Genomic DNA, 19648 nt, shown 5'->3' on the forward strand with positions numbered 1-19648 from the left:
CACAGGAGCCCTGACGTGACCGAGCTCGCCGCGGCGAAGACCGCGCTCAAGACCCAGGCCGTCGAGACGCCGTCGTGGGCGTACGGGAACTCGGGCACCCGGTTCAAGGTGTTCGCGCAGGCGGGTGTGCCACGTGATCCGTACGAGAAGCTGGACGACGCGGCGAAGGTGCACGAGTTCACGGGGGTCGCCCCGACGGTGGCGCTGCACATTCCGTGGGACAAGGTCGACGACTACGCGGCGCTGGCGAAGCACGCGGAGCGGCGTGGTGTGCGGCTCGGCGCGATCAACTCCAACACCTTCCAGGACGACGACTACAAGCTCGGGAGCATCTGTCATCCGGACGCGGCGGTGCGGCGCAAGGCCGTGGACCATCTGCTGGAGTGCGTCGACATCATGGACGCGACGGGGTCGACGGATCTGAAGCTGTGGTTCGCCGACGGAACGAACTATCCCGGGCAGGACGACATCCGTGGGCGGCAGGACCGGCTGGCCGAGGGGCTCGCGGAGGTCTACGAGCGGCTGGGCGAGGGGCAGCGGATGCTGCTGGAGTACAAGTTCTTCGAGCCGGCCTTCTATACGACGGATGTTCCGGACTGGGGCACCGCCTATGCGCACTGTCTGAAGCTCGGGCCTCAGGCGCAGGTCGTGGTCGACACGGGGCATCACGCGCCGGGGACCAATATCGAGTTCATCGTGGCGACGCTGTTGCGTGAGGGGAAGCTCGGGGGGTTCGATTTCAATTCGCGGTTCTACGCGGATGACGACCTGATGGTGGGGGCGGCGGATCCGTTCCAGTTGTTCCGGATCATGTATGAGGTGATTCGGGGTGGGGGGTTCACGCCTGACGTGGCGTTCATGCTCGATCAGTGTCACAACATCGAGGCGAAGATTCCGGCGATCATTCGGTCGGTGATGAATGTGCAGGAGGCTACGGCGAAGGCGTTGCTGGTTGATGAGGGTGCGCTGCGCGCGGCTCAGGGGGTGGGGGATGTTCTTGAGGCGAATGCCGTGGTGATGGATGCGTACAACACGGATGTGCGGCCGTTGCTGCGGGAGGTGCGGGAGGAGATGGGGTTGGACCCCGACCCTGTTGCGGCGTATCGGCGGTCTGGGTGGGCGGAGAAAATCGTTGCTGAGCGGGTTGGTGGGGAGCAAGCCGGTTGGGGGGCGTGAGCGTCTGCCGGGTTCTGTTTGATTCGGGGTGCGGGTGCGTTGTGGTTGTTCGCGCAGTTCCCCGCGCCCCTGAGGGAAGCCTCCACTCTCCGTTGAAAGGAAATGGCATTCATGGCACTCCATTCTGAGGCCGCTGATCTGCTCGCTCGGTCGCATCGGCTCGGGGGCGATCCCCGTAACACCAATTACGCGGGAGGCAATGCCTCCGCCAAGGGCACCGAGACCGATCCCGTCACCGGGGGTGATGTGGAGTTGATGTGGGTCAAGGGATCCGGTGGGGATCTGGGGACGTTGACCGAGGGTGGGCTGGCCGTGTTGCGGCTGGATCGGATGCGGGCGCTGGTCGATGTGTATCCGGGGGTGGAGCGCGAGGACGAGATGGTGGCCGCGTTCGACTACTGCCTGCACGGGAAGGGTGGGGCGGCTCCTTCGATCGACACCGCCATGCACGGGCTGGTCGGGGCCGCGCATGTCGATCATCTGCATCCTGATTCGGGGATCGCGCTCGCCTGTGCGGCCGACGGGGAGAAGCTGACCGCCGAGTGTTTCGGGGACCGTGTGGTGTGGGTGCCGTGGCGGCGGCCCGGGTTTCAGCTGGGGCTGGACATCGCGGCGGTGAAGGAGGCCAATCCGGGGGCCATCGGGTGTGTGCTCGGCGGGCACGGGATCACGGCCTGGGGTGACACCTCCGAGGAGTGCGAGCGGAACTCACTGCACATCATCCGGACCGCCGAGGCGTTCCTCGCCGAGCGGGGGAAGGCCGAGCCCTTCGGGCCGGTGATCGAGGGGTATGCCGCGGTGAGCGCCGGAGAGCGCCGGGAGCGGGCCGCCGCGCTCGCGCCGTACGTCCGCGCCCTCGCGTCCCAGGACCGGCCGCAGGTCGGGCACTTCGACGACTCCGAGGTCGTCCTCGACTTCCTGGCGAGCGCGGAGCATCCGCGGCTGGCCGCGCTGGGCACCTCCTGCCCCGACCACTTCCTGCGGACCAAGGTCCGGCCGCTCGTCCTCGATCTGCCTCCGTCCTCGACACTCGACGAGGCCGTCGACCGGCTCAAGGAGCTGCACGCCGCGTACCGCGAGGAGTACGCCGCCTACTACCAGCGGCACGCCCTGCCCGACTCCCCCGCGATGCGCGGCGCCGACCCGGCGATCGTGCTGGTCCCGGGGGTGGGGATGTTCTCGTTCGGCAAGGACAAGCAGACCGCGCGGGTGGCCGGGGAGTTCTACGTCAACGCCATCAATGTGATGCGGGGCGCCGAGGCCGTCTCGACGTATGCGCCGATCGAGGAGTCGGAGAAGTTCCGTATCGAGTACTGGGCGCTGGAGGAGGCCAAGCTTCAGCGGATGCCGAAGCCCAAGGCACTGGCCACGCGGGTCGCGCTCGTCACCGGGGCGGGCAGCGGGATCGGGAAGGCCATCGCGCGGCGGCTCGTGGCCGAGGGCGCGTGTGTGGTCGTCGCGGATCTCAACGGGGAGAACGCCCAGGCCGTCGCCGAGGAGCTGGGCGGGTCGGACAAGGCCGTGGCGGTGACGGTGGACGTGACGTCCGAGGAGCAGATCGCCGAGGCGTTCCGGGCGGCCGTGCTGGCCTTCGGCGGAGTCGACCTCGTCGTCAACAACGCGGGGATCTCGATCTCCAAGCCGCTGCTGGAGACCTCGGCCAAGGACTGGGATCTGCAGCACGACATCATGGCGCGCGGGTCGTTCCTGGTGTCGCGGGAAGCGGCGCGGGTGATGATCGCGCAGGGGCTCGGGGGCGACATCGTCTACATCGCGTCGAAGAACGCCGTGTTCGCCGGGCCCAACAACATCGCCTACTCGGCCACCAAAGCCGACCAGGCCCACCAGGTGCGGCTGCTCGCCGCCGAGCTGGGCGAGCACGGGGTCCGGGTCAACGGGATCAACCCGGACGGTGTCGTGCGCGGGTCGGGGATCTTCGCCGGCGGGTGGGGGGCGAAGCGGGCCGCCGTGTACGGGGTGGAGGAGGAGAAGCTGGGCGAGTTCTACGCGCAGCGGACCATCCTCAAGCGTGAGGTGCTGCCCGAGCATGTGGCGGGCGCCGTCTTCGCCCTGACCGGCGGGGACCTGACCCACACCACCGGACTGCACATCCCGGTCGACGCCGGCGTCGCGGCCGCTTTCCTGCGATGAGCGCGGTTGTGAAGTCGTACGCCGCGGTCGACCTCGGCGCGTCCAGCGGGCGCGTCATGGTCGGCCGCGTCGGCCCGGACTCGCTGGAGCTCAGCGAGGCCCACCGCTTCCCCAACCGGCCGGTGCGGGTGCCGGAGGGGCTGCGCTGGGATGTACTCGGGCTCTACGCGGGGGTGCTGGACGGACTGCGGGCGGCCGGGCCGGTCGACTCCGTCGGCATCGACAGCTGGGCCGTGGACTACGGGCTGCTGGACGCCGACGGGGCGCTGCTCGGCAACCCCGTGCACTACCGCGACCGCCGTACCGAGGGCGTCGCGGAGAAGGTGTGGGCGACCCTGCCCGCCGAGGAGCTGTACACGGCGACGGGGCTTCAGTACGCGCCCTTCAACACCCTGTACCAGCTGACCGCCGCCCGCTCCACGGCCCAACTCGACCGGGCCCGGCGGCTGTTGCTGATGCCGGATCTGCTGACGTACTGGCTCACCGGTGAGCAGGGCACGGAGCTGACCAACGCCTCGACGACCCAGTTGATCGATCCGCGCACCCGGGACTGGGCGTACGGGGTCGCGGAGCGGCTGGGCATCGATCTCGGGCTGTTCGCGCCGCTGCGGCGGCCCGGGGATCCGGCGGGGGTGCTGCGGCCGGAGGTGCTGGAGGAGACGGGGCTGACCGGGCCCGTGCCGGTGACGGCCGTCGGGTCGCACGACACCGCGTCGGCGGTGGCCGCCGTACCGGCTTCGGGCGAGCGGTTCGCGTACATCTGCACCGGCACCTGGTCCCTGGCCGGTCTGGAGCTGGACGCGCCGGTGCTGACCGAGGAGAGCCGGGCGGCCAACTTCACCAACGAACTGGGGCTGGACGGCACGGTTCGCTATCTGCGCAACATCATGGGGCTCTGGCTGCTCCAGGAGTGTGTGCGGGCCTGGGGCGAGACGGATCTGGGCGCGCTGTTGCTGGAGGCGTCCAAGGTGCCGGCGCTCCGGTCCGTGGTCGACGCCGGTGACTCGGCGTTTCTCGCGCCGGGGCGGATGCCCGAGCGGATCGCCGAGGCGTGCCGGGCCTCAGGGCAGCCCGTACCCGGGTCACCGGCCGAGGTGACACGGTGCATCCTCGACTCCCTCGCCCTCGCCCATCGGAAGGCGGTCCAGGACGCGCAGCGGCTCGCCGGGCACACGGTCGACGTGGTGCATGTGGTGGGCGGTGGCACGCGCAACGCCCTGCTGTGCCAGCTCACCGCCGACGCCTGCGGGCTGCCGGTGGTCGCCGGGCCGACGGAGGCAGCCGCCCTGGGAAACGTGCTGGTGCAGGCCCGGGCGCACGGGCTGGTCGGTGACCTGGCGGGGATGCGGCGGCTGCTCGTGCGGACGCAGCCGCTCACGCGGTACGAGCCGCGCGGCGGGACCGAGCGGTGGCGCGCCGCGCAGAACCGGCTCGCCGGGGACTGACGGGGTCTCCCCCGGATCTTGTCCGCGCACTACGCTTCACTCATCCGATGATCGACCACGAGGAGCCGCGATGCGTGTCGCCCTGTTCCTGACCTGCGTCAACGACACGCTGTATCCGGACACGGGGCGCGCCGTGGTGAAACTGCTGACCAGACTGGGCGTCGACGTCGACTTCCCGATGGCGCAGACCTGCTGCGGACAGGCGCACTACAACACCGGATACCGTCACGAGGCCGAGCCGCTCGCCCGGCATTTCTCCGATGTATTCGGCGAGTACGAGGCGATCGTGACACCGTCCGGGTCGTGCGGGTCCATGGTGCGCGAGCTGTATCCGCGGATGGGCGAGCGGGCCCGGGCCGAGGGGCGCGGGGACACCCTCGCTGCGACGCTGGCGCCGGTGGTGCCGAAGACGTACGAACTCACGGAGTTCTTGGTCGACGTGCTGGGCGTGACGGACGTCGGGGCGTACTACCCGCACACGGTGACGTACCACCCGACCTGTCACGGACTGCGCGGACTCGGACTCGGCGACCGGCCGCGGCGGCTGCTCCAGGCGGTGAAGGGGCTGGAGCTGGCCGAACTGCCGGGGGCCGACGAGTGCTGCGGGTTCGGCGGCACCTTCGCGCTGAAGAACTCCGATGTCTCGGCGGCGATGGGCACCGACAAGGTGCGCAACGCCGAGTCGACGGGCGCGGAGGTGCTGTGCGCGGCCGACAACTCCTGTCTGATGCACATCGGCGGGACGATGACCCGGCTGCGGACCGGCATGCGGCCGGTGCACATCGCGGAGATCCTGGCGAGCACGGAGGAGGAACCGGCCGTATGAGCGGGACGTATCTCGGTATGCCGGCGTTTCCGGAGGCCGCGCGGGAGGCCGTGGGGAACGAGACCCTGCGCGGCAATCTGCGGCACGCCACACACACCATCCGCGCCAAGCGGGCGAAGGCCGTGACGGAGGTGTCCGACTGGACCGAGCTGCGCGAGGCGGGCAAGCGGATCAAGGACCACACGCTGCGCCATCTCGACCGCTATCTCGAGCAGTTGGAGGAGTCGGTCACGGCGGCGGGCGGCATCGTCCACTGGGCCGCCGACGCGGACGAGGCCAACGAGATCGTCACCCAGCTGGTGCAGATGACCGGCGAGTCGGAGGTCGTCAAGGTCAAGTCGATGGCCACACAGGAGATCGGGCTCAACGAGGCGCTGGAGGCCGAGGGCATCCACGCCTACGAGACCGATCTCGCCGAGCTGATCGTGCAGTTGGGCAAGGACCGGCCCTCGCACATCCTCGTCCCGGCCATCCACCGCAACCGGGGCGAGATCCGGGACATCTTCCGCGCCGAGATGAGCGAGTGGGGCCGCCCGGCCCCCGAGGGCCTCACCGACACGCCCGCCGAACTCGCCGAGGCGGCCCGGCTGCATCTGCGGGAGAAGTTCCTGCGCGCCAAGGTCGGCATCTCCGGCGCCAACTTCATGGTCGCCGAGACGGGCACGCTGGTGGTCGTGGAGTCCGAGGGCAACGGCCGGATGTGCCTGACCCTGCCCGAGACGCTGATCTCGGTCGTCGGCATCGAGAAGATCGTGCCGACGTGGCGGGACCTGGAGGTGTTCCTCCAGACCCTCCCCCGCTCCTCCACGGCCGAGCGGATGAACCCGTACACCTCGACGTGGACCGGCACCACCGAGCAGGACGGGCCCAGCACCTTCCATCTGGTGCTGCTGGACAACGGCCGCACCGACACCCTCGCCGACGAGGTCGGCCGGCAGGCGCTGCGCTGTATCCGCTGCTCGGCGTGTCTCAACGTCTGCCCGGTGTACGAGCGGGCTGGCGGCCACGCGTACGGCTCGGTGTACCCGGGCCCGATCGGCGCGATCCTCAGCCCTCAGCTGCGAGGCACGGGCAGCGAGATCGACGCCTCGCTGCCGTACGCGTCCTCGCTGTGCGGGGCGTGCTACGAGGTGTGCCCGGTCGCCATCGACATCCCCGAGGTGCTGGTGCATCTGCGGGAACGGGTCGTGGAGGGCGGAGAGGTCACCCGGGAGGGCAACAAGGTGGTGCTGCGGCCCGCGAAGGGGCATGCCGCCGAGCGTGCGGCGATGCGGGCCGCCCGCTGGGCGTTCACACACCCGGGCGCGCTGCGCACCGGCCAGCGCGCCGCCTCCCGGACCCGGCGCTTCCATCCCCGTACGCTGCCGGGGCCCGGCCGGGCCTGGAGCGGGACCCGGGACCTGCCGCCGGTGCCGGCCGAGCCGTTCCGGGACTGGTGGCTGCGGACACGCGGCGGGAAGGACGGGGCCAAGTGAACAGCAGGGAGCGGATCCTGGGCCGGGTGCGGCGCGCGCTGGTGGATGTGCCTCGGGACGACTCGCCGTACGAGCAGGCGGTCGAGCGTGACTATGCGCGTGAGCACGGGGACCGGAGTGTCGAGCAGACCGTCGAGCTGCTGGCCGAGAACCTGGCGGACTACCGGGCGATCGTGCACCGCACGGACGCCGAGGGGCTGGCCGCGCTGATCGCGGGGCTGCTGGACAAGCGCGGGTCGGCTTCGGTGCTGGCGCCGCCCGGGCTGGACCCGGCGTGGCTGGAGCGGACCGGGGTGACACGGGTGGCGGACCGGGTGGAGAGCACTCCGGCCGAACTCGACCGGGTGGACAGCGTCGTGACGGCCTGTGCGGTGGCGATCGCGGAGACCGGCACGATCGTGCTGGACGGCTCGCCCGACCAGGGGCGGCGCCGGATCACCCTCGTCCCGGACCATCACATCTGCGTGGTCCGTGTCCCCGGGCAGGTCGTGTCGTCGGTGCCGCAGGGCCTCGAACGGCTCGATCCGGCACGGCCGTTGACGTGGATCTCCGGGCCGTCGGCGACCAGTGACATCGAGCTGGACCGGGTCGAGGGGGTGCACGGTCCGCGCACCCTGGAGGTGATCCTCGTCGGCGAGGACTGACTCAGGGCTCAGGGCTCAGCGCTCAGGGCTCAGGGCTCAGGGCTCAGGGCAGGATCGAGTCGACGTAGCCGCCGTCGACACGCAGGGCGCCGCCCGTGGTCGCCGAGGCCTGGTCGGAGCCGAGATAGACGACCATGTTGGCGATCTCCTCCGGCTCGATCAGCCGCTGGAGCAGGGACTGCGGCCGGTGCTGTCGCATGAAGGCGCGCTGGGCCTCGTCCCAGGGCAGATCGCGGTCGACGAGCTGGTAGACGAAGTCCTCGACGCCGCCCGTGTGGGTCGGCCCGGCGATGACGGAGTTGACCGTGACGCCGGTCCCGGCCGCCTGCTTGGCGAAACCCCGGCTCACCGCGAGCAGGGCGGTCTTCGACATTCCGTAGTGGATCATCTCGGCGGGGACGACGACCGCCGAGTCGCTGGCGATGTACTGCACGCGTCCCCAGCCGCGTTCGGTCATGCCGGGCAGGACGAGCCGGGTGAGGCGTACGGCGGCCAGGACATTCACCTCGAAGTAGCGCCGCCACTCGTCGTCACTGATCTCCAGGGGGTCGGCGGACTCGAAGACGCCGAGGTTGTTGACGAGGATGTCCACCTGGCCCAGGGCGTCCACCGCCTGCCGCGCACCCTCCTCGGTCGTCACGTCGGCGGCCACGGGCACCAGGTCGGCGCCGGAGACCTCGCCCCGCATCCGGTCCACGGCCTCCCGCACCCGTCCGGGCGAGCGGCCGTTGACACCCACCCTGGCGCCCGCCCGGGCCAGGCCCGAGGCGATCGCGGCGCCGATGCCCTGCGTGGAACCGGTCACCAGAGCGGTGCGGCCCTTCAGATCGATCCGCATGCCGTGTCAACCCCTTCCGTGCTGGTGTGCTCGGGTACCCCCGGGGTGTCACTGAGTACACCCCCCGATACGGGTTCTGCGGCCAGTGTGGCCACGTCCCCTTCTCCGTAGCGTCGAGGACGCGACACAGGGCGTGTCGGACGAGGGACGAGGGGGACGACGATGAGGCGCACCGGCCCACGACAGGACCAGGACCCGGGACCCGCCGCCGAGGCACTGCGGCTGGTCAAGGTCACCAAGACGTACGGGAGCGCCGACAGCGCCGTGACCGCCCTGGACGGTGTGACGCTCGGTCTGGGGCGTGGCACGTTCACGGCGGTGATGGGGCCCTCCGGTTCCGGCAAGTCGACACTGCTGCAGTGCGCGGCGGGGCTCGACCGGCCCGACAGCGGGATCGTGCAGGTCGACGGCACCGAGCTGACGGGCGGCGGCGAGGCCGAGCTGACGAGGTTCCGGCGCGGCCGGATCGGGTTCGTGTTCCAGCAGTACAACCTGCTGGAGACGCTGACCGTCGCCCAGAACACGGTGCTGCCGCTCAAGCTGGCCGGGCGGAAGGTGGACCGGCAGCGGGTCCGCGAGGTGCTGACGGCGGTGGGACTGGGTGACCGGCTCGGGCACCGGCCCGATCAGCTCTCGGGCGGTCAGCGCCAGCGGGTCGCGATCGCCCGGGCCCTCGTCACCGAACCGCGGGTGATCTTCGCGGACGAGCCGACGGGCGCGCTGGACACCCGCAGCGCGCGGGACGTGCTGCGGCTGCTCCAGCAGGCGGTGCGGGTGCACGGGCGGACCGTGGTGATGGTGACGCACGACCCGGTCGCCGCCGCGTACGCCGACACCGTGCTGTTCCTGGCGGACGGCCGGCTCGCGGGCCGGATGGACGCGCCGACGGCCGACGCGGTCGCGGAGCGGCTGGCGCACCTGGGCGACGACGTGCGGGCGGGGGTGTGAGCCGTGTTCGTTCTCGCGATGCGGTCGATACGGCAGCGGCCCGGGCGGTTCCTCGCGACCCTGCTGTCCGCGTTCCTCGGCGCGGTGATCGTCATGACGTTCAACTCGATGCACGACACGGCCGGGCAGCCGGGTGTGGACCCGGTGAGCCGGGAGACCCTGTCCACCGCGGCGGGTGTGGTCGGCGGCTACGGCACCCTGCTGGTGTTCTTCGCGATCGCCTCGACGCTGACGGTGAACGTGCGTCAGCGGGCGGCCGAGAGGGAGCTGTTGCGCTGCTCGGGGGCGACTCCGGCGCAGATCAAGCGGATGGTCGTCGGTGAGGCGGTGGCCGTGGCGCTGGTGGGCGCCGCGCTGGCGATCGGCCCCGCGTTGCTCGGCGGGCGGGCGCTGCTGGAGGTGTTCCAGGACAGCGGTCAGGTCGCCCAGTCCGTCGAGTACTCCTTCGGTCCGGTGGCGTCGGCGTCCGGTGTCGGCATCACACTGCTCGCCGCCGCGGGGGCCGCGTTCCTCGCCGTGCGGCGGGCGACGGGCGAGGGCCGGCAACGGGGCCGGGCTCGGACGGTCCTCCCCTACGCGGCTCTGGTGGCCGGTGCCGCGTCTGCCACCTCGACGTTCGTGTTCTCGGCGACGGACGCCGCGCTGATGGCGCCGCCGGCGTACGGGGCGATCCTGCTGTCCGTCGGGTGCGCGCTGCGGGCGCCGCGGCTGCTCGCGGTCGTGCTGGACCGGCTGCCGTTCGACGGTCCGAGCGGATGGCTGGCGGTGCGCAATCTGCGCGAGCGGGCCGGGCAGCTCGCCGGGATCCTGATGTCGCTGATCCTGTTCACGGCGGTCGCCACGGCGACACTGACCATGCAGGCCGTGGAGAGCGACGCCGTCGAGGCTTCGGGCCTGGTCAAGTCGGTCGACGCGAAGAACCTCGAGACGCTCAACTTCACGGTCGTCGGGATCATCGTGGTCTTCGTGTGCGTCATGCTGGTCAACTCGCTTTATGCGGCGACCGGTTACCGGCTCCGCGAGTTCGGGCAGCAGCGTCTCGCGGGGGCGACTCCGGGGCAGGTGCTCACTCTGGTGGGGGTCGAGGGGCTGATCCTGATGGTCACGGGGGTGGTCTTCGGCACGCTGGCGGCGCTGGCGGGGGTCGTGCCCTTCACCGTGGCACGCACCGACGAGGTGCTGCCGGGCGAGTTCTTCGGCATCGGGGCGGCGGTCGTCGCGGTCGCGGCGGTGGTGACGCTGGGCACGAGCCTGGTCACGGCCCGGCGGACGCTGCGTACTCCGGCGGTCGGGGCGGTCGCGGTGGCGTGAGGAACAGGGCGGCGATGAGGGGCGGTTGCTGCGGCTGCCGCCCCTTCACCGCATGCCGGACGCGTCCAGCAACGCGCTCACGGTCGCCGTGGTCAGGCCGTCCAGGGTCTCGATCCCCGCCCCCGCCCGGGCGCCCGCCCCGTCGAAGACCAGCATCAACTGCCGGGCGAGCAGTTCCGCGTCCCGCGCCCCGCCCTCCTCGGCCCGGGCGCGGAAGAAGCCAAGCAGCCACTCCTTCGCCTCGCGGGCCACCGTGCTGGCCGGGTGCTCGGGGTCCTTGAGTTCGACCAGTGCGGCGAGGTAGGGACAGCCCTGGTAGGCGGGCTCGGCGGAGGCCTTCTCCAGTTGTCCGAAGACGTGCAGGATCCGCTCGCGCGGAGTGCCGGTCTCCTCCTGCGGGCCGGGCACCAGCCGTGCCTCGTACTCCGGGAGCAGCCGGGCCAGGCTCGCCGCCAGGACCTCGTCCTTGCTCGCGAAGAGCTGGTACATGGACCGCTTCGAGACCCCGGCGCCGCGGCACAGCGCCTCCACACCGACGGAGACGCCCTCGCGGTAGAAGATCTCGGCTGCCGCGTCGAGCAGCCGGTCCCGGGTGGACGCCTTGTCTGTGGTGGCCATGAAGGTGAGGCTACCTCGCCACGGGGTGTCGGGAAACCGATCGGTCTACCACCTTCCGGTACCCGGAACCCCCGTGACATCATCGCTGAACAAGCGCTTGGAAACCTGTTCCGCACTGCCGCCCGCCCTCTGGAGGCCCCGTTGTTCACATCCGTCGACGACGTCTCCGCACGTCTGGCCGAGACCGGGTATCTCGCCTCGCCGGCCGTCGCCACGACCGTCTTCCTCGCCGACCGCCTCGGCAAGCCGCTGCTGGTCGAGGGCCCGGCCGGGGTCGGCAAGACGGAGCTGGCCAAAGCCGTCGCCGAGGTCGCGGACGCGCGGCTCGTGCGCCTGCAGTGCTACGAGGGGGTCGACGAGTCCCGGGCGCTGTACGAGTGGAACCACGCCAAGCAGCTCCTGCGCATCAGCGCGGGCCGCGACGAGTCGTGGGACGAGACGCGCACGGACATCTTCAGCGAGGAGTTCCTGCTCACCCGGCCGCTGCTGACCGCCATCCGGGGCGACGACCCGAAGGTGCTGCTGATCGACGAGACCGACAAGGCGGACGTCGAGGTGGAGGGCCTGCTCCTGGAGGTGCTCAGTGACTTCCAGGTGACGGTGCCCGAGCTGGGCACCATCACCGCGACGCGCCGCCCCTTCGTCGTCCTCACCTCCAACGCGAGCCGGGAGCTGTCCGAGGCGCTGCGCCGCCGCTGCCTCTTCCTCCACATCGGCTTCCCGGACGAGGAGTTGGAGCGCCGGATCGTACGGCTGAAGGTGCCGGGGCTCGACGAGGCGCTGGCCCGCTCGGTCGTCCGGGTGGTGGGCGCGCTGCGGGCGATGGACCTGCGCAAGGTGCCGTCGGTCGCCGAGACCATCGACTGGGCGCGCACCCTGCTCGCGCTGGGCGCCGGCACCCTGGACGAGACGGTCGTGCGGGCCAGCCTCGGCGTGCTCCTCAAGCATCAGGAGGACGTCCTCAAGGCGAGCGCCAAGCTCGACCTGGACGCCCTGTGACCACCCCGGCGGGCGAGGGTGTCGCCGAGCGGCTGACGTCCCTGGTCGGGGCGCTGCGCGCGCACGGCATCCGGGTCGGCACGGGCGAGACGGTCGACGCGGGGCAGGCGATCGAGGCGCTCGGCCTCACGGACCGGGAGCTGCTGCGCGAGGGGCTGGCGGCGACGCTGCTGCACGGCACCGGGCAACGGCTGGTGTTCGACCCGGTCTTCGACCTGTACTTCCCGCGCGGTGTCGGCGGCCCGGAGGGGAAGAGCGCGGGCAGGGAGAACCTGCGTGACCGGCTGGCGGCCGCGCTCGCCGCCGACGACCAGGCACTGCTGGGGCGGCTGGCGGTCGAGGCGGTCGACGGTTTCGGGGGCTACGGCTCCTCGCCGGAGTCGGACGGCTGGTCGTCGTACCAGACGCTCGAACGGCTGCGCCCGCAGACCCTGCTCGCCCGGGTCCGCGACGATGTGCGCGGGCAGGGCGGCAGTTCGGGGTTCGCGGACCGGCTGCTGGAGGACGAGATCCGGCGACGGATCGACAGCTTTCGCGCGCTGGTGGCCACGGAGGCGCGGCGGCGGGTCGCCGAGCGGCGCGACCGGGACGAGCTCGCCCGGCGGGCGGTGGCGCCGACCGCCGACCGGGTCGATTTCCTGTTCGCCGGGAAGGCCCGGCTGGCCGAGCTGCGCAGGGCGGTCCAGCCGCTCGCCCGCAAGCTCGCGACCCGGCTCGCGGCCCGGCGCCGCCGCGCCTCCCGGGGCACGATCGACCTGCGGCGGACGCTGCGCGGTTCGCTGTCGACGGGCGGGGTGCCGATGAAGCCGGTGCTGCGCAGGCGCCGCCCGGCGCGGCCCGAACTGGTGCTGCTGTGCGATGTGTCGGGGTCGGTGTCGGGTTTCTCGGACTTCACGATGCTGCTGGTCCAGGCGTTGCACGACCAGTTCAGCAAGGTGCGGGTGTTCGCCTTCGTCAACCGGGTCGACGAGGTGACCGCGCTCCTGCGGCACGGCACCGCGGACCCGGAGGGGCTCAGTGCCCGGATCGGGGCGGAGGCCACGCTCACCGGATGGCACGACAGCAGCGACTACGGCACGGCGCTGGGCGAGTTCGCCGAGATCCACGGCGACGCGGTCGGTCCCCGCACGACGGTGTTCGTCCTGGGTGACGCCCGGACGAACCGGAGCGACCCGAATCCGCCCGCCGTACGGCGGATCGCCGAACGGGCGCGCCGCGTCTACTGGCTGAACCCCGAGCAGCGCTCCCTGTGGGGCACGGGCGATTCCGTCGCGCCGCTCTACGCCGAGCTGGTCGAGATGCACGAGTGCCGCAATGTCGGACAGCTCAGCGCGCTGGTGGCGCGACTGCTGCCGGTGTGACGACCCGGGGCGTGATCAGGCGACGGCGAGCTGCGGGTAGAGGGCGGCGGGGTCGGCCGCCAGCCCGGCCTTGACCTGCCGGGAGAGGTCGTCGGCCAGGACCTCGTAGGCGCCCGAGGCGATCCCGTCGAGGGCCTGGGCCGCGACACTCTCGGCCGTGGACTTCGGGGCGTCGACGGCGGCGGTCAGATCGGTGTCGACGTACCCGACGTGCAGGCCGGTGACCTCGATGCCCCGCGGCTTCAGGTCGAGGCGCAGCGAGTTGGTCTGGGACCAGAAGGCCGCCTTGGACGCGCTGTAGGAGCCGGCGAGGCCGATCCACGACAGCACGGAGTGGAGGTTCAGGATGTGGCCGCCGCCGTTGCGCTCGATGACGGGGACGAAGGCCCGGGTCACCAGGAGCGGCCCGTAGAAGTTGGTTTCGAACTCGCGGCGGACGTCCTCGACGGGCGAGTCGAGGAAGTTCGCGTTCACCGACGCGCCCGCGTTGTTGATCAGCAGGGTGACGTCCTGCGCCTGCTCGGCCGCCGCCGCGACGGACGCGGGGTCGGTGACCTCCAGGGCGAGCGGCACAGCGTCGGGGTGGGTGACGGTGCGCGGGTCACGGGCGGTGGCGTACACCTTCTCGGCACCGCGCTCGTACAGGGCCTCGACCAGGGCCCGGCCGATGCCGCGGCTGCCGCCGGTGACGAGTGCGACGGAACCTTCGATGGCGGTCATGGGTGTCTCCCTCGTGTTCTCCACACAGGAAACCGATCGGTTTCCCACGAGGGGAAGCGTAAACCGATCGGTTTCCGCAGAGCAAGAGGGTGCTACTTCTTCGCGTACTCCCTCGCCATCTGTCCCTGGAAGTCGTAGACCACGGCCTGCTCGTCGCCCACCACCCAGGCGTCGTGTCCGGGCGAGCAGACGAAGACGTCGCCCGGGCCGACCTCGGCCTCGCCGCCGTCGTCCATGCGGATGTGCATCCGGCCCTGGAGCATGTAGCAGTTGTGGTGCACCTGGCAGGTGGCGGTGCCCGCGATCGGGGCCACGGACTCGGTCCAGCGCCAGCCGGGCTCGAAGGTCGCCACGGCGAAGTCGAGATCCGTCATATGGACGGCTTCGAGGTGGCCACGGGGGAAATCACGCCGCTCATCCGGCTTGTCGAGCGTCTTCACTTCCAACATGACGCGCTCCCTTCCGGCCACGGCGCACCGCGGCCGGGGCCGGTCTCCCCGGCGGCCCTGGACACCGCGCGTCGGCGGCCGGCCTCCTCCTCTCCATCGTCCGCCCGTCGCTCCGGGGCCGCCAACAGGGGAACTCCGGTCAGGCCGGGTGTCCGCAGAGTTCGGCGAAGCGTCCGGCGTCGATGTTGCCCCCGGAGAGGATGACGCCGACGCGGCGTGGGAGAGAGCCCGCGCGGCCGGTCAGCAGGGCGGCTAGCGGGGTGGCCCCGCTGGGCTCGAGGACGATCTTCAGGCGTTCGAAGGCGAACCGCATCGCGTCCCGGATCTCGTCGTCGGTGACCAGCGCGATCGCGTCGACGAGCCGCCGGTTGACGGAGAAGGTGAGTTCGCCGGGGGTGTGCAGGGCCTGCCCGTCGGCGATGGTGTGCGGCACCGGAATGCTGATGCGCCGTCCGGCCTCCAGTGAGCGCTTGGTGTCGTCCCCGGCTTCCGGTTCGACGCCGATCATCCGGATGGCCGGGTGCAGCCCCTTGGCCACCGTGGCGCTCCCGGCCATGAGCCCGCCGCCGCCCACCGGTGTCACTATCGCACCCAATTCCCCTGTTTCTTCGAGGAGTTCGAGTGCTGCCGTGCCCTGGCCGGCCATCACGTGCGGGTGCTCGTACGGCGGGATGACGGTGAGCCCCCGCTCGGCGGCCAGGGCCTCGGCGATGGTCACACGGTCGCCGGTGTAGCGGTCGTAGGTGACGATCTCGGCGCCGTAGCCCGCGGTGGCCGCCCGCTTCGACGGCGGGGCGTCCTCGGGCATGACGATCACTGCGGTGGTGCCGAGCTCCCGGGCGGCCAGGGCGACGGCCTGGGCGTGGTTGCCCGAGGAGTAGGCGGCGATACCGCGGGACAGCTGCTCGGGGGTGAGGCGGGAGGCGGCGTTGTAGGCGCCGCGGAACTTGAAGGCGCCGACGCGCTGGAGGTTCTCGCACTTGAGGTGGATCTCGGCACCGGCGAGCGCGTCGAGGGTGCGGGAGCGCAGCACCGGGGTGCGGTGGGCGACGCCCTTGAGCCGGGCGGCGGCGTCCCGGACGTCGTCGAGGCTGACCGGTGGGGTGGTGGTCGTCACGCGGGTCCTCCGGTGGGAGTGTCGTGGGCGGCCCGGGCCTGGGAGAGGTAGTTGTAGGCGGAGGCGCGGGAGATGCCGAGCCGGGCGGCGACCTGCTCGACCGCGCCGCGCACGGCGAAGACACCGCGCGTGTCCAGCCCGCCGAACAGCTCCAGGCGCTCGGCGCGGTCCAGTTCCGCCCAGCTCCCCCGCTGCTTCGACTGATGGACGTCGACGAGGGCGTCGACCACGGCGTCGATGTCGTTGCCGAAGGTGGTGGTCGGCAGCTCCGCCGGCTCGGGCCGGACTCCGGCGAGCGCGCCGAGCAGACCGTGGACCTGACTGACGGCACCGACGTCCACGTTGACGCAGAGCGCGCCGAAGACGGCTCCCGTGGAGTCCCGCAGCACCATCGTTGAGGACTTCACCAGCGTCCCGCCCCGGGTGCGGGTGACGTAGTTCAGCTCGTCGGCCGCCTCGTCGCCGCGGGCGAGGACGCGTATGCCGATCTCGCTCATCGCGCCGCCCACCGTCCGCCCGGTCACCGACCCGGCGACGGCGACCACGGACTTCTCCGGGGTGCGGTAGTCGTGCAGCACGACGTCGCAGAGCGGCCCGAAGGTCGCGGCGATTCCTTCGACGACCGGTGTCAGCGCGGCGAGGATCGCATCCCGTTCCGCGGCCAGAGTCTCTCCCATGGATTTAGACTACGCGTCCAGTCATTGGATTTCTAGTCCAGATATTCAGTCCAGAACGGTCCGACTGGCTACTTCAACACTTGGCAATGGTTTTCACATGACTTCGACCGGAACCCGCTTTTGACATTCATTCCCATCTAGCGTGGCGCTGCCCAGTACCCCGGTGCACATCCGTCCTGGAGGAGCCATGCCCCTGTCCACGTCCCGCCGCCTGGCGCTGCTGACCAGCGCGTCACTGGCCCTTCTCGCGGGCTGCGGCAGCTCGTCGGACTCCGCCGGCGGCAAGAGCACGACGGACCGCGTCTCGGTGGTCGCCTCCACGGACGTCTACGGCGACATCGCACAGCGCGTCGGCGGCGACAGAGTCGACGTCACCTCGATCATCAGCGACCCCGACCAGGACCCGCACTCCTACGAGGCCGACCCCCAGAACCAGCTCGCCCTGTCGAAGGCCGAGGTCGTCGTCGAGAACGGCGGCGGCTACGACGACTTCGTGGACCGCATGCTGAAGGGCGGACACAACGACACCGCCCAGGTGATCAACGCGGTGAAGGTCTCCGGCAAGACCGCGCCGAAGGGCGGCGAGCTGAACGAGCACGTCTGGTACGACTTCCCCACCGTCGCCGAGGTCGCCGACCGCATAGCCTCGGCTCTCACCAAGGCCGACCCGTCCGACGCGGCCGTCTTCGAGAAGCACGCCGCCGCCTTCAAGGCCGGGCTCACGCCCCTGGAGGCGAAGGAGGCCCGGATCAAGAAGGAGCACGGCGGTGGGGGCGTGGCGATCACCGAGCCCGTGCCGCTGTACATGACCGAGGCGAGCGGCCTGGTCGACCGGACGCCCGCCGAGTTCAGCGAGGCGATCGAGGAGGGCGACGACGTCTCCCCACGGATCCTCCGGGAGAACCTGGCACTGTTCAGCGGCAGGAAGGTCGAGGTCCTCGTCTGCAACGAGCAGACCTCCGGCCCGCAGACCGAGAAGACCGAGGCGGCGGCCGAGGCGGCCGGCATCCCCGTCGTGCCCGTGACCGAGACCCTGCCGAAGGGCAAGGGCTACCTCGGCTGGATGACCGCCAACGTCGACGCGCTCGCGGGCGCGCTGGCCAAGTGACCCCGATATACCGGCAGGACGGCGTTCCTGTCATCAGTCTGCGCGGCGCGGCCCTGTCGTACGGCGCCCGCGAGGTGTGGAGCGGCCTCGATCTCGACGTACGGGCCGGGGAATTCCTGGCCGTGCTGGGGCCGAACGGCGCGGGCAAGACCAGTTTCGTACGGGCGCTGCTGGGCCGTCGGCCGCTGTCCGCGGGGACGCTGACCGTCCTCGGCCGGCCCGCGCGCGACGCCGCCCGGGAGATCGGCTACGTCCCCCAGCAGGCCGCGCTGTCCGCCCAGGCGATGCTGCGCGCCCGGGACCTCGTACGGTTCGGCATCGACGGGCACCGCTTCGGGCCACGGCCGCGCACGGGCGGGGTCCGTCGCCGGGTGGACGAGATCCTCGAGTCGGTCGGGGCGGCGGCCTACGCCGATGTCCCGCTCGGGATGCTGTCCGGCGGCGAACGGCAACGCGTGCGCATCGGGCAGGCTCTGGCCACCGACCCGCGGCTTCTGCTGTGCGACGAGCCGCTGCTGTCGCTCGACCTGAACCATCAGCGGGCCGTCACCGAACTGATCGACGCCCGGCGCCGCTCCCACGGCACGGCGGTGGTCTTCGTGACGCACGAGATCAACCCGGTGCTGGGGATGGTCGACCGGGTGCTCTACCTGGCCCCCGGCGGCCATCGCGTCGGCTCCCCGGACGAGGTGCTGACCTCCGAGTCGCTGTCCCGGCTCTACGGCACACAGGTCGACGTCGTACGGGTGCGCGGCCGGGTGGTGGTCGCGGGCGCGCCCGACGATCCGGCAGCCCAGGCACACCGTCACGAGGGGACGCACGAGACGGACGGAGTGCGCGCATGACGCTCGCCGCGGGGATCTGGCATCAGATCTTCGACTTCACCGACTACGGCGAACTCCTCGCCCTGGTCCGCAATTCCCTTGTCGTGGGCGTGGCGCTGGGCCTCGTGGGCGGCCTCGCGGGGGTGTTCGTGCTGATGCGTGACCTGCCGTTCGCGGTGCACGGCATCAGCGAACTGTCCTTCGCGGGCGCGTCGGCGGCGCTGCTGCTGGGCGTGAACATCGTGGCGGGCTCGATCGCCGGCTCGCTCCTCGCGGCCGGGGCCATCGGGGTGCTGGGGACGCGGGCGAGGGACCGCAATTCGGTGATCGGCATCATCATGCCGTTCGGGCTGGGCCTGGGCGTGCTGTTCCTCGCCCTCTACAAGGGCCGGGCGGCCAACAAGTTCGGGCTGCTCACCGGGCAGATCGTCGCCGTGGACACCCCGCAGATGTCATGGCTGCTGGGCACGTCCGTGCTGGTGCTGGCCGCGCTGGCGGTCATGTGGCGTCCGCTCGCCTTCGCCAGCACCGACCCGGATGTGGCCGAGGCGCGCGGGGTGCCGGTGCGGGCGCTGTCGTTCGCGTTCATGCTGGTGCTCGGCCTGGCGGTCGCCCTGTCGGTGCAGGTCGTCGGCGCGCTGCTGGTGCTCAGCCTGGTCGTCACCCCGGCCGCTGCCGCCGCCCGCGTCACCGCGTCCGCGGTGCTGCTGCCCGTGCTGAGCGTGCTGTTCGCCGTGGTGTCGATCGAGGGCGGCATCCTGCTCGCGCTCGGCAGCAGCATCCCCATCAGCCCCTACGTCACGACGATCTCGTTCGGCATCTACGCGGTGTGCCGACTGGCCGGCGGACACCGGGCCCGGCGGTGGGGTGCGAGGAGGGCGGTGGTGCGGGTCGTGTGACGCGGTGGGGGTCGCCCTTCTCCGACCGCTGAGGTCCGGCGGGCGCTCACCCCAGGGGGTGC

Annotated in this window: 19 protein-coding genes; 13 read left to right on the forward strand and 6 right to left on the reverse strand. The window is 71.4% G+C overall.

Annotated elements, in window-relative coordinates; all coding sequences use genetic code 11:
- Window positions 1–15: 15 nt before the first annotated feature.
- The 6 genes from rhaI to KJK29_RS02170 all read left to right on the forward strand — a co-directional run bounded on the left by rhaI (window position 16) and on the right by KJK29_RS02170 (window position 7717).
- Window positions 16–1176 (forward strand): L-rhamnose isomerase, encoded by a 1161-nt coding sequence (gene rhaI, locus KJK29_RS02145; protein WP_215116877.1) that lies wholly within the window; start codon window positions 16–18, stop codon window positions 1174–1176.
- A gap of 111 nt (window positions 1177–1287) precedes the next feature.
- Window positions 1288–3327, forward strand: coding sequence for a bifunctional aldolase/short-chain dehydrogenase (locus tag KJK29_RS02150; RefSeq protein ID WP_215116878.1), 2040 nt, complete (start codon window positions 1288–1290; stop codon window positions 3325–3327).
- Entirely contained in the window at window positions 3324–4772 is a 1449-nt protein-coding gene (locus KJK29_RS02155) for a rhamnulokinase (RefSeq protein WP_215116879.1), read from the forward strand. The genes KJK29_RS02150 and KJK29_RS02155 overlap by 4 nt, the downstream gene beginning before the upstream one ends.
- Before the next feature lie 70 nt (window positions 4773–4842).
- On the forward strand, window positions 4843–5598 hold the full coding sequence (locus KJK29_RS02160) for a (Fe-S)-binding protein (RefSeq protein WP_215116880.1): 756 nt from the start codon (window positions 4843–4845) through the stop codon (window positions 5596–5598).
- Window positions 5595–7073, forward strand: a complete 1479-nt coding sequence (locus KJK29_RS02165; protein WP_215116881.1) for a LutB/LldF family L-lactate oxidation iron-sulfur protein — start codon at window positions 5595–5597, stop codon at window positions 7071–7073. Before KJK29_RS02160 ends, KJK29_RS02165 begins: the two co-directional genes overlap by 4 nt.
- On the forward strand, window positions 7070–7717 hold the full coding sequence (locus tag KJK29_RS02170) for a LutC/YkgG family protein (RefSeq protein ID WP_215116882.1): 648 nt from the start codon (window positions 7070–7072) through the stop codon (window positions 7715–7717). Before KJK29_RS02165 ends, KJK29_RS02170 begins: the two co-directional genes overlap by 4 nt.
- A gap of 43 nt (window positions 7718–7760) precedes the next feature.
- Here KJK29_RS02170 and KJK29_RS02175 read toward each other — a convergent pair whose 3' ends face one another.
- Entirely contained in the window at window positions 7761–8555 is a 795-nt protein-coding gene (locus tag KJK29_RS02175; protein WP_215116883.1) for an SDR family NAD(P)-dependent oxidoreductase, read from the reverse strand.
- A gap of 162 nt (window positions 8556–8717) precedes the next feature.
- Here KJK29_RS02175 and KJK29_RS02180 point away from each other — a divergent pair, with 162 nt between their 5' ends.
- Together KJK29_RS02180 and KJK29_RS02185 are read left to right on the forward strand one after the other, a co-directional pair.
- On the forward strand, window positions 8718–9503 hold the full coding sequence (locus KJK29_RS02180; protein ID WP_215116884.1) for an ABC transporter ATP-binding protein: 786 nt from the start codon (window positions 8718–8720) through the stop codon (window positions 9501–9503).
- A gap of 3 nt (window positions 9504–9506) precedes the next feature.
- Window positions 9507–10814 carry an FtsX-like permease family protein gene (locus KJK29_RS02185; protein ID WP_215116885.1) on the forward strand — a complete coding sequence of 436 codons (1308 nt, stop codon included), beginning with the start codon at window positions 9507–9509 and terminating at the stop codon, window positions 10812–10814.
- Window positions 10815–10859: 45 nt separating this feature from the next.
- Here KJK29_RS02185 and KJK29_RS02190 read toward each other — a convergent pair whose 3' ends face one another.
- A complete protein-coding gene (locus KJK29_RS02190; RefSeq protein WP_215116886.1) occupies window positions 10860–11432 on the reverse strand; it encodes a TetR/AcrR family transcriptional regulator in 573 nt (190 codons plus the stop codon).
- A 141-nt stretch (window positions 11433–11573) separates the two neighbouring features.
- On the opposite strand from KJK29_RS02190, the gene KJK29_RS02195 reads away from it, so the two are divergent.
- Both KJK29_RS02195 and KJK29_RS02200 read left to right on the forward strand, forming a co-directional pair.
- Window positions 11574–12431, forward strand: coding sequence for an AAA family ATPase (locus KJK29_RS02195; RefSeq protein ID WP_215116887.1), 858 nt, complete (start codon window positions 11574–11576; stop codon window positions 12429–12431).
- On the forward strand, window positions 12428–13792 hold the full coding sequence (locus KJK29_RS02200) for a vWA domain-containing protein (RefSeq protein ID WP_215116888.1): 1365 nt from the start codon (window positions 12428–12430) through the stop codon (window positions 13790–13792). Before KJK29_RS02195 ends, KJK29_RS02200 begins: the two co-directional genes overlap by 4 nt.
- Window positions 13793–13807: 15 nt before the next feature.
- Here KJK29_RS02200 and KJK29_RS02205 read toward each other — a convergent pair whose 3' ends face one another.
- The 4 genes from KJK29_RS02205 to KJK29_RS02220 form a co-directional block, all read right to left on the reverse strand.
- Window positions 13808–14512 (reverse strand): SDR family oxidoreductase, encoded by a 705-nt coding sequence (locus tag KJK29_RS02205; RefSeq protein WP_215116889.1) that lies wholly within the window; start codon window positions 14510–14512, stop codon window positions 13808–13810.
- A 92-nt stretch (window positions 14513–14604) separates the two neighbouring features.
- Window positions 14605–14961 carry a cupin domain-containing protein gene (locus tag KJK29_RS02210; RefSeq protein WP_215116890.1) on the reverse strand — a complete coding sequence of 119 codons (357 nt, stop codon included), beginning with the start codon at window positions 14959–14961 and terminating at the stop codon, window positions 14605–14607.
- 139 nt (window positions 14962–15100) lie between these two features.
- Window positions 15101–16078: a pyridoxal-phosphate dependent enzyme gene (locus tag KJK29_RS02215; protein ID WP_215116891.1), complete on the reverse strand. Its 978-nt coding sequence runs from the start codon at window positions 16076–16078 to the stop codon at window positions 15101–15103.
- Window positions 16075–16755, reverse strand: coding sequence for a helix-turn-helix transcriptional regulator (locus tag KJK29_RS02220; protein WP_215116892.1), 681 nt, complete (start codon window positions 16753–16755; stop codon window positions 16075–16077). The genes KJK29_RS02215 and KJK29_RS02220 overlap by 4 nt, the downstream gene beginning before the upstream one ends.
- A gap of 187 nt (window positions 16756–16942) precedes the next feature.
- Here KJK29_RS02220 and KJK29_RS02225 point away from each other — a divergent pair, with 187 nt between their 5' ends.
- Genes KJK29_RS02225 through KJK29_RS02235 form a run of 3 tightly spaced genes read left to right on the forward strand, consistent with a single transcriptional unit; the run spans window position 16943 to window position 19586 of the window.
- Window positions 16943–17863, forward strand: a complete 921-nt coding sequence (locus KJK29_RS02225) for a metal ABC transporter solute-binding protein, Zn/Mn family (RefSeq protein ID WP_215116893.1) — start codon at window positions 16943–16945, stop codon at window positions 17861–17863.
- Window positions 17860–18708, forward strand: coding sequence for a metal ABC transporter ATP-binding protein (locus KJK29_RS02230; RefSeq protein ID WP_215116894.1), 849 nt, complete (start codon window positions 17860–17862; stop codon window positions 18706–18708). The genes KJK29_RS02225 and KJK29_RS02230 overlap by 4 nt, the downstream gene beginning before the upstream one ends.
- Window positions 18705–19586 carry a metal ABC transporter permease gene (locus tag KJK29_RS02235; RefSeq protein WP_215116895.1) on the forward strand — a complete coding sequence of 294 codons (882 nt, stop codon included), beginning with the start codon at window positions 18705–18707 and terminating at the stop codon, window positions 19584–19586. The genes KJK29_RS02230 and KJK29_RS02235 overlap by 4 nt, the downstream gene beginning before the upstream one ends.
- Window positions 19587–19648 lie beyond the last annotated feature (62 nt).

It is taken from the genome of Streptomyces koelreuteriae (genome assembly GCF_018604545.1).
GTDB lineage: Bacteria > Actinomycetota > Actinomycetes > Streptomycetales > Streptomycetaceae > Streptomyces > Streptomyces koelreuteriae.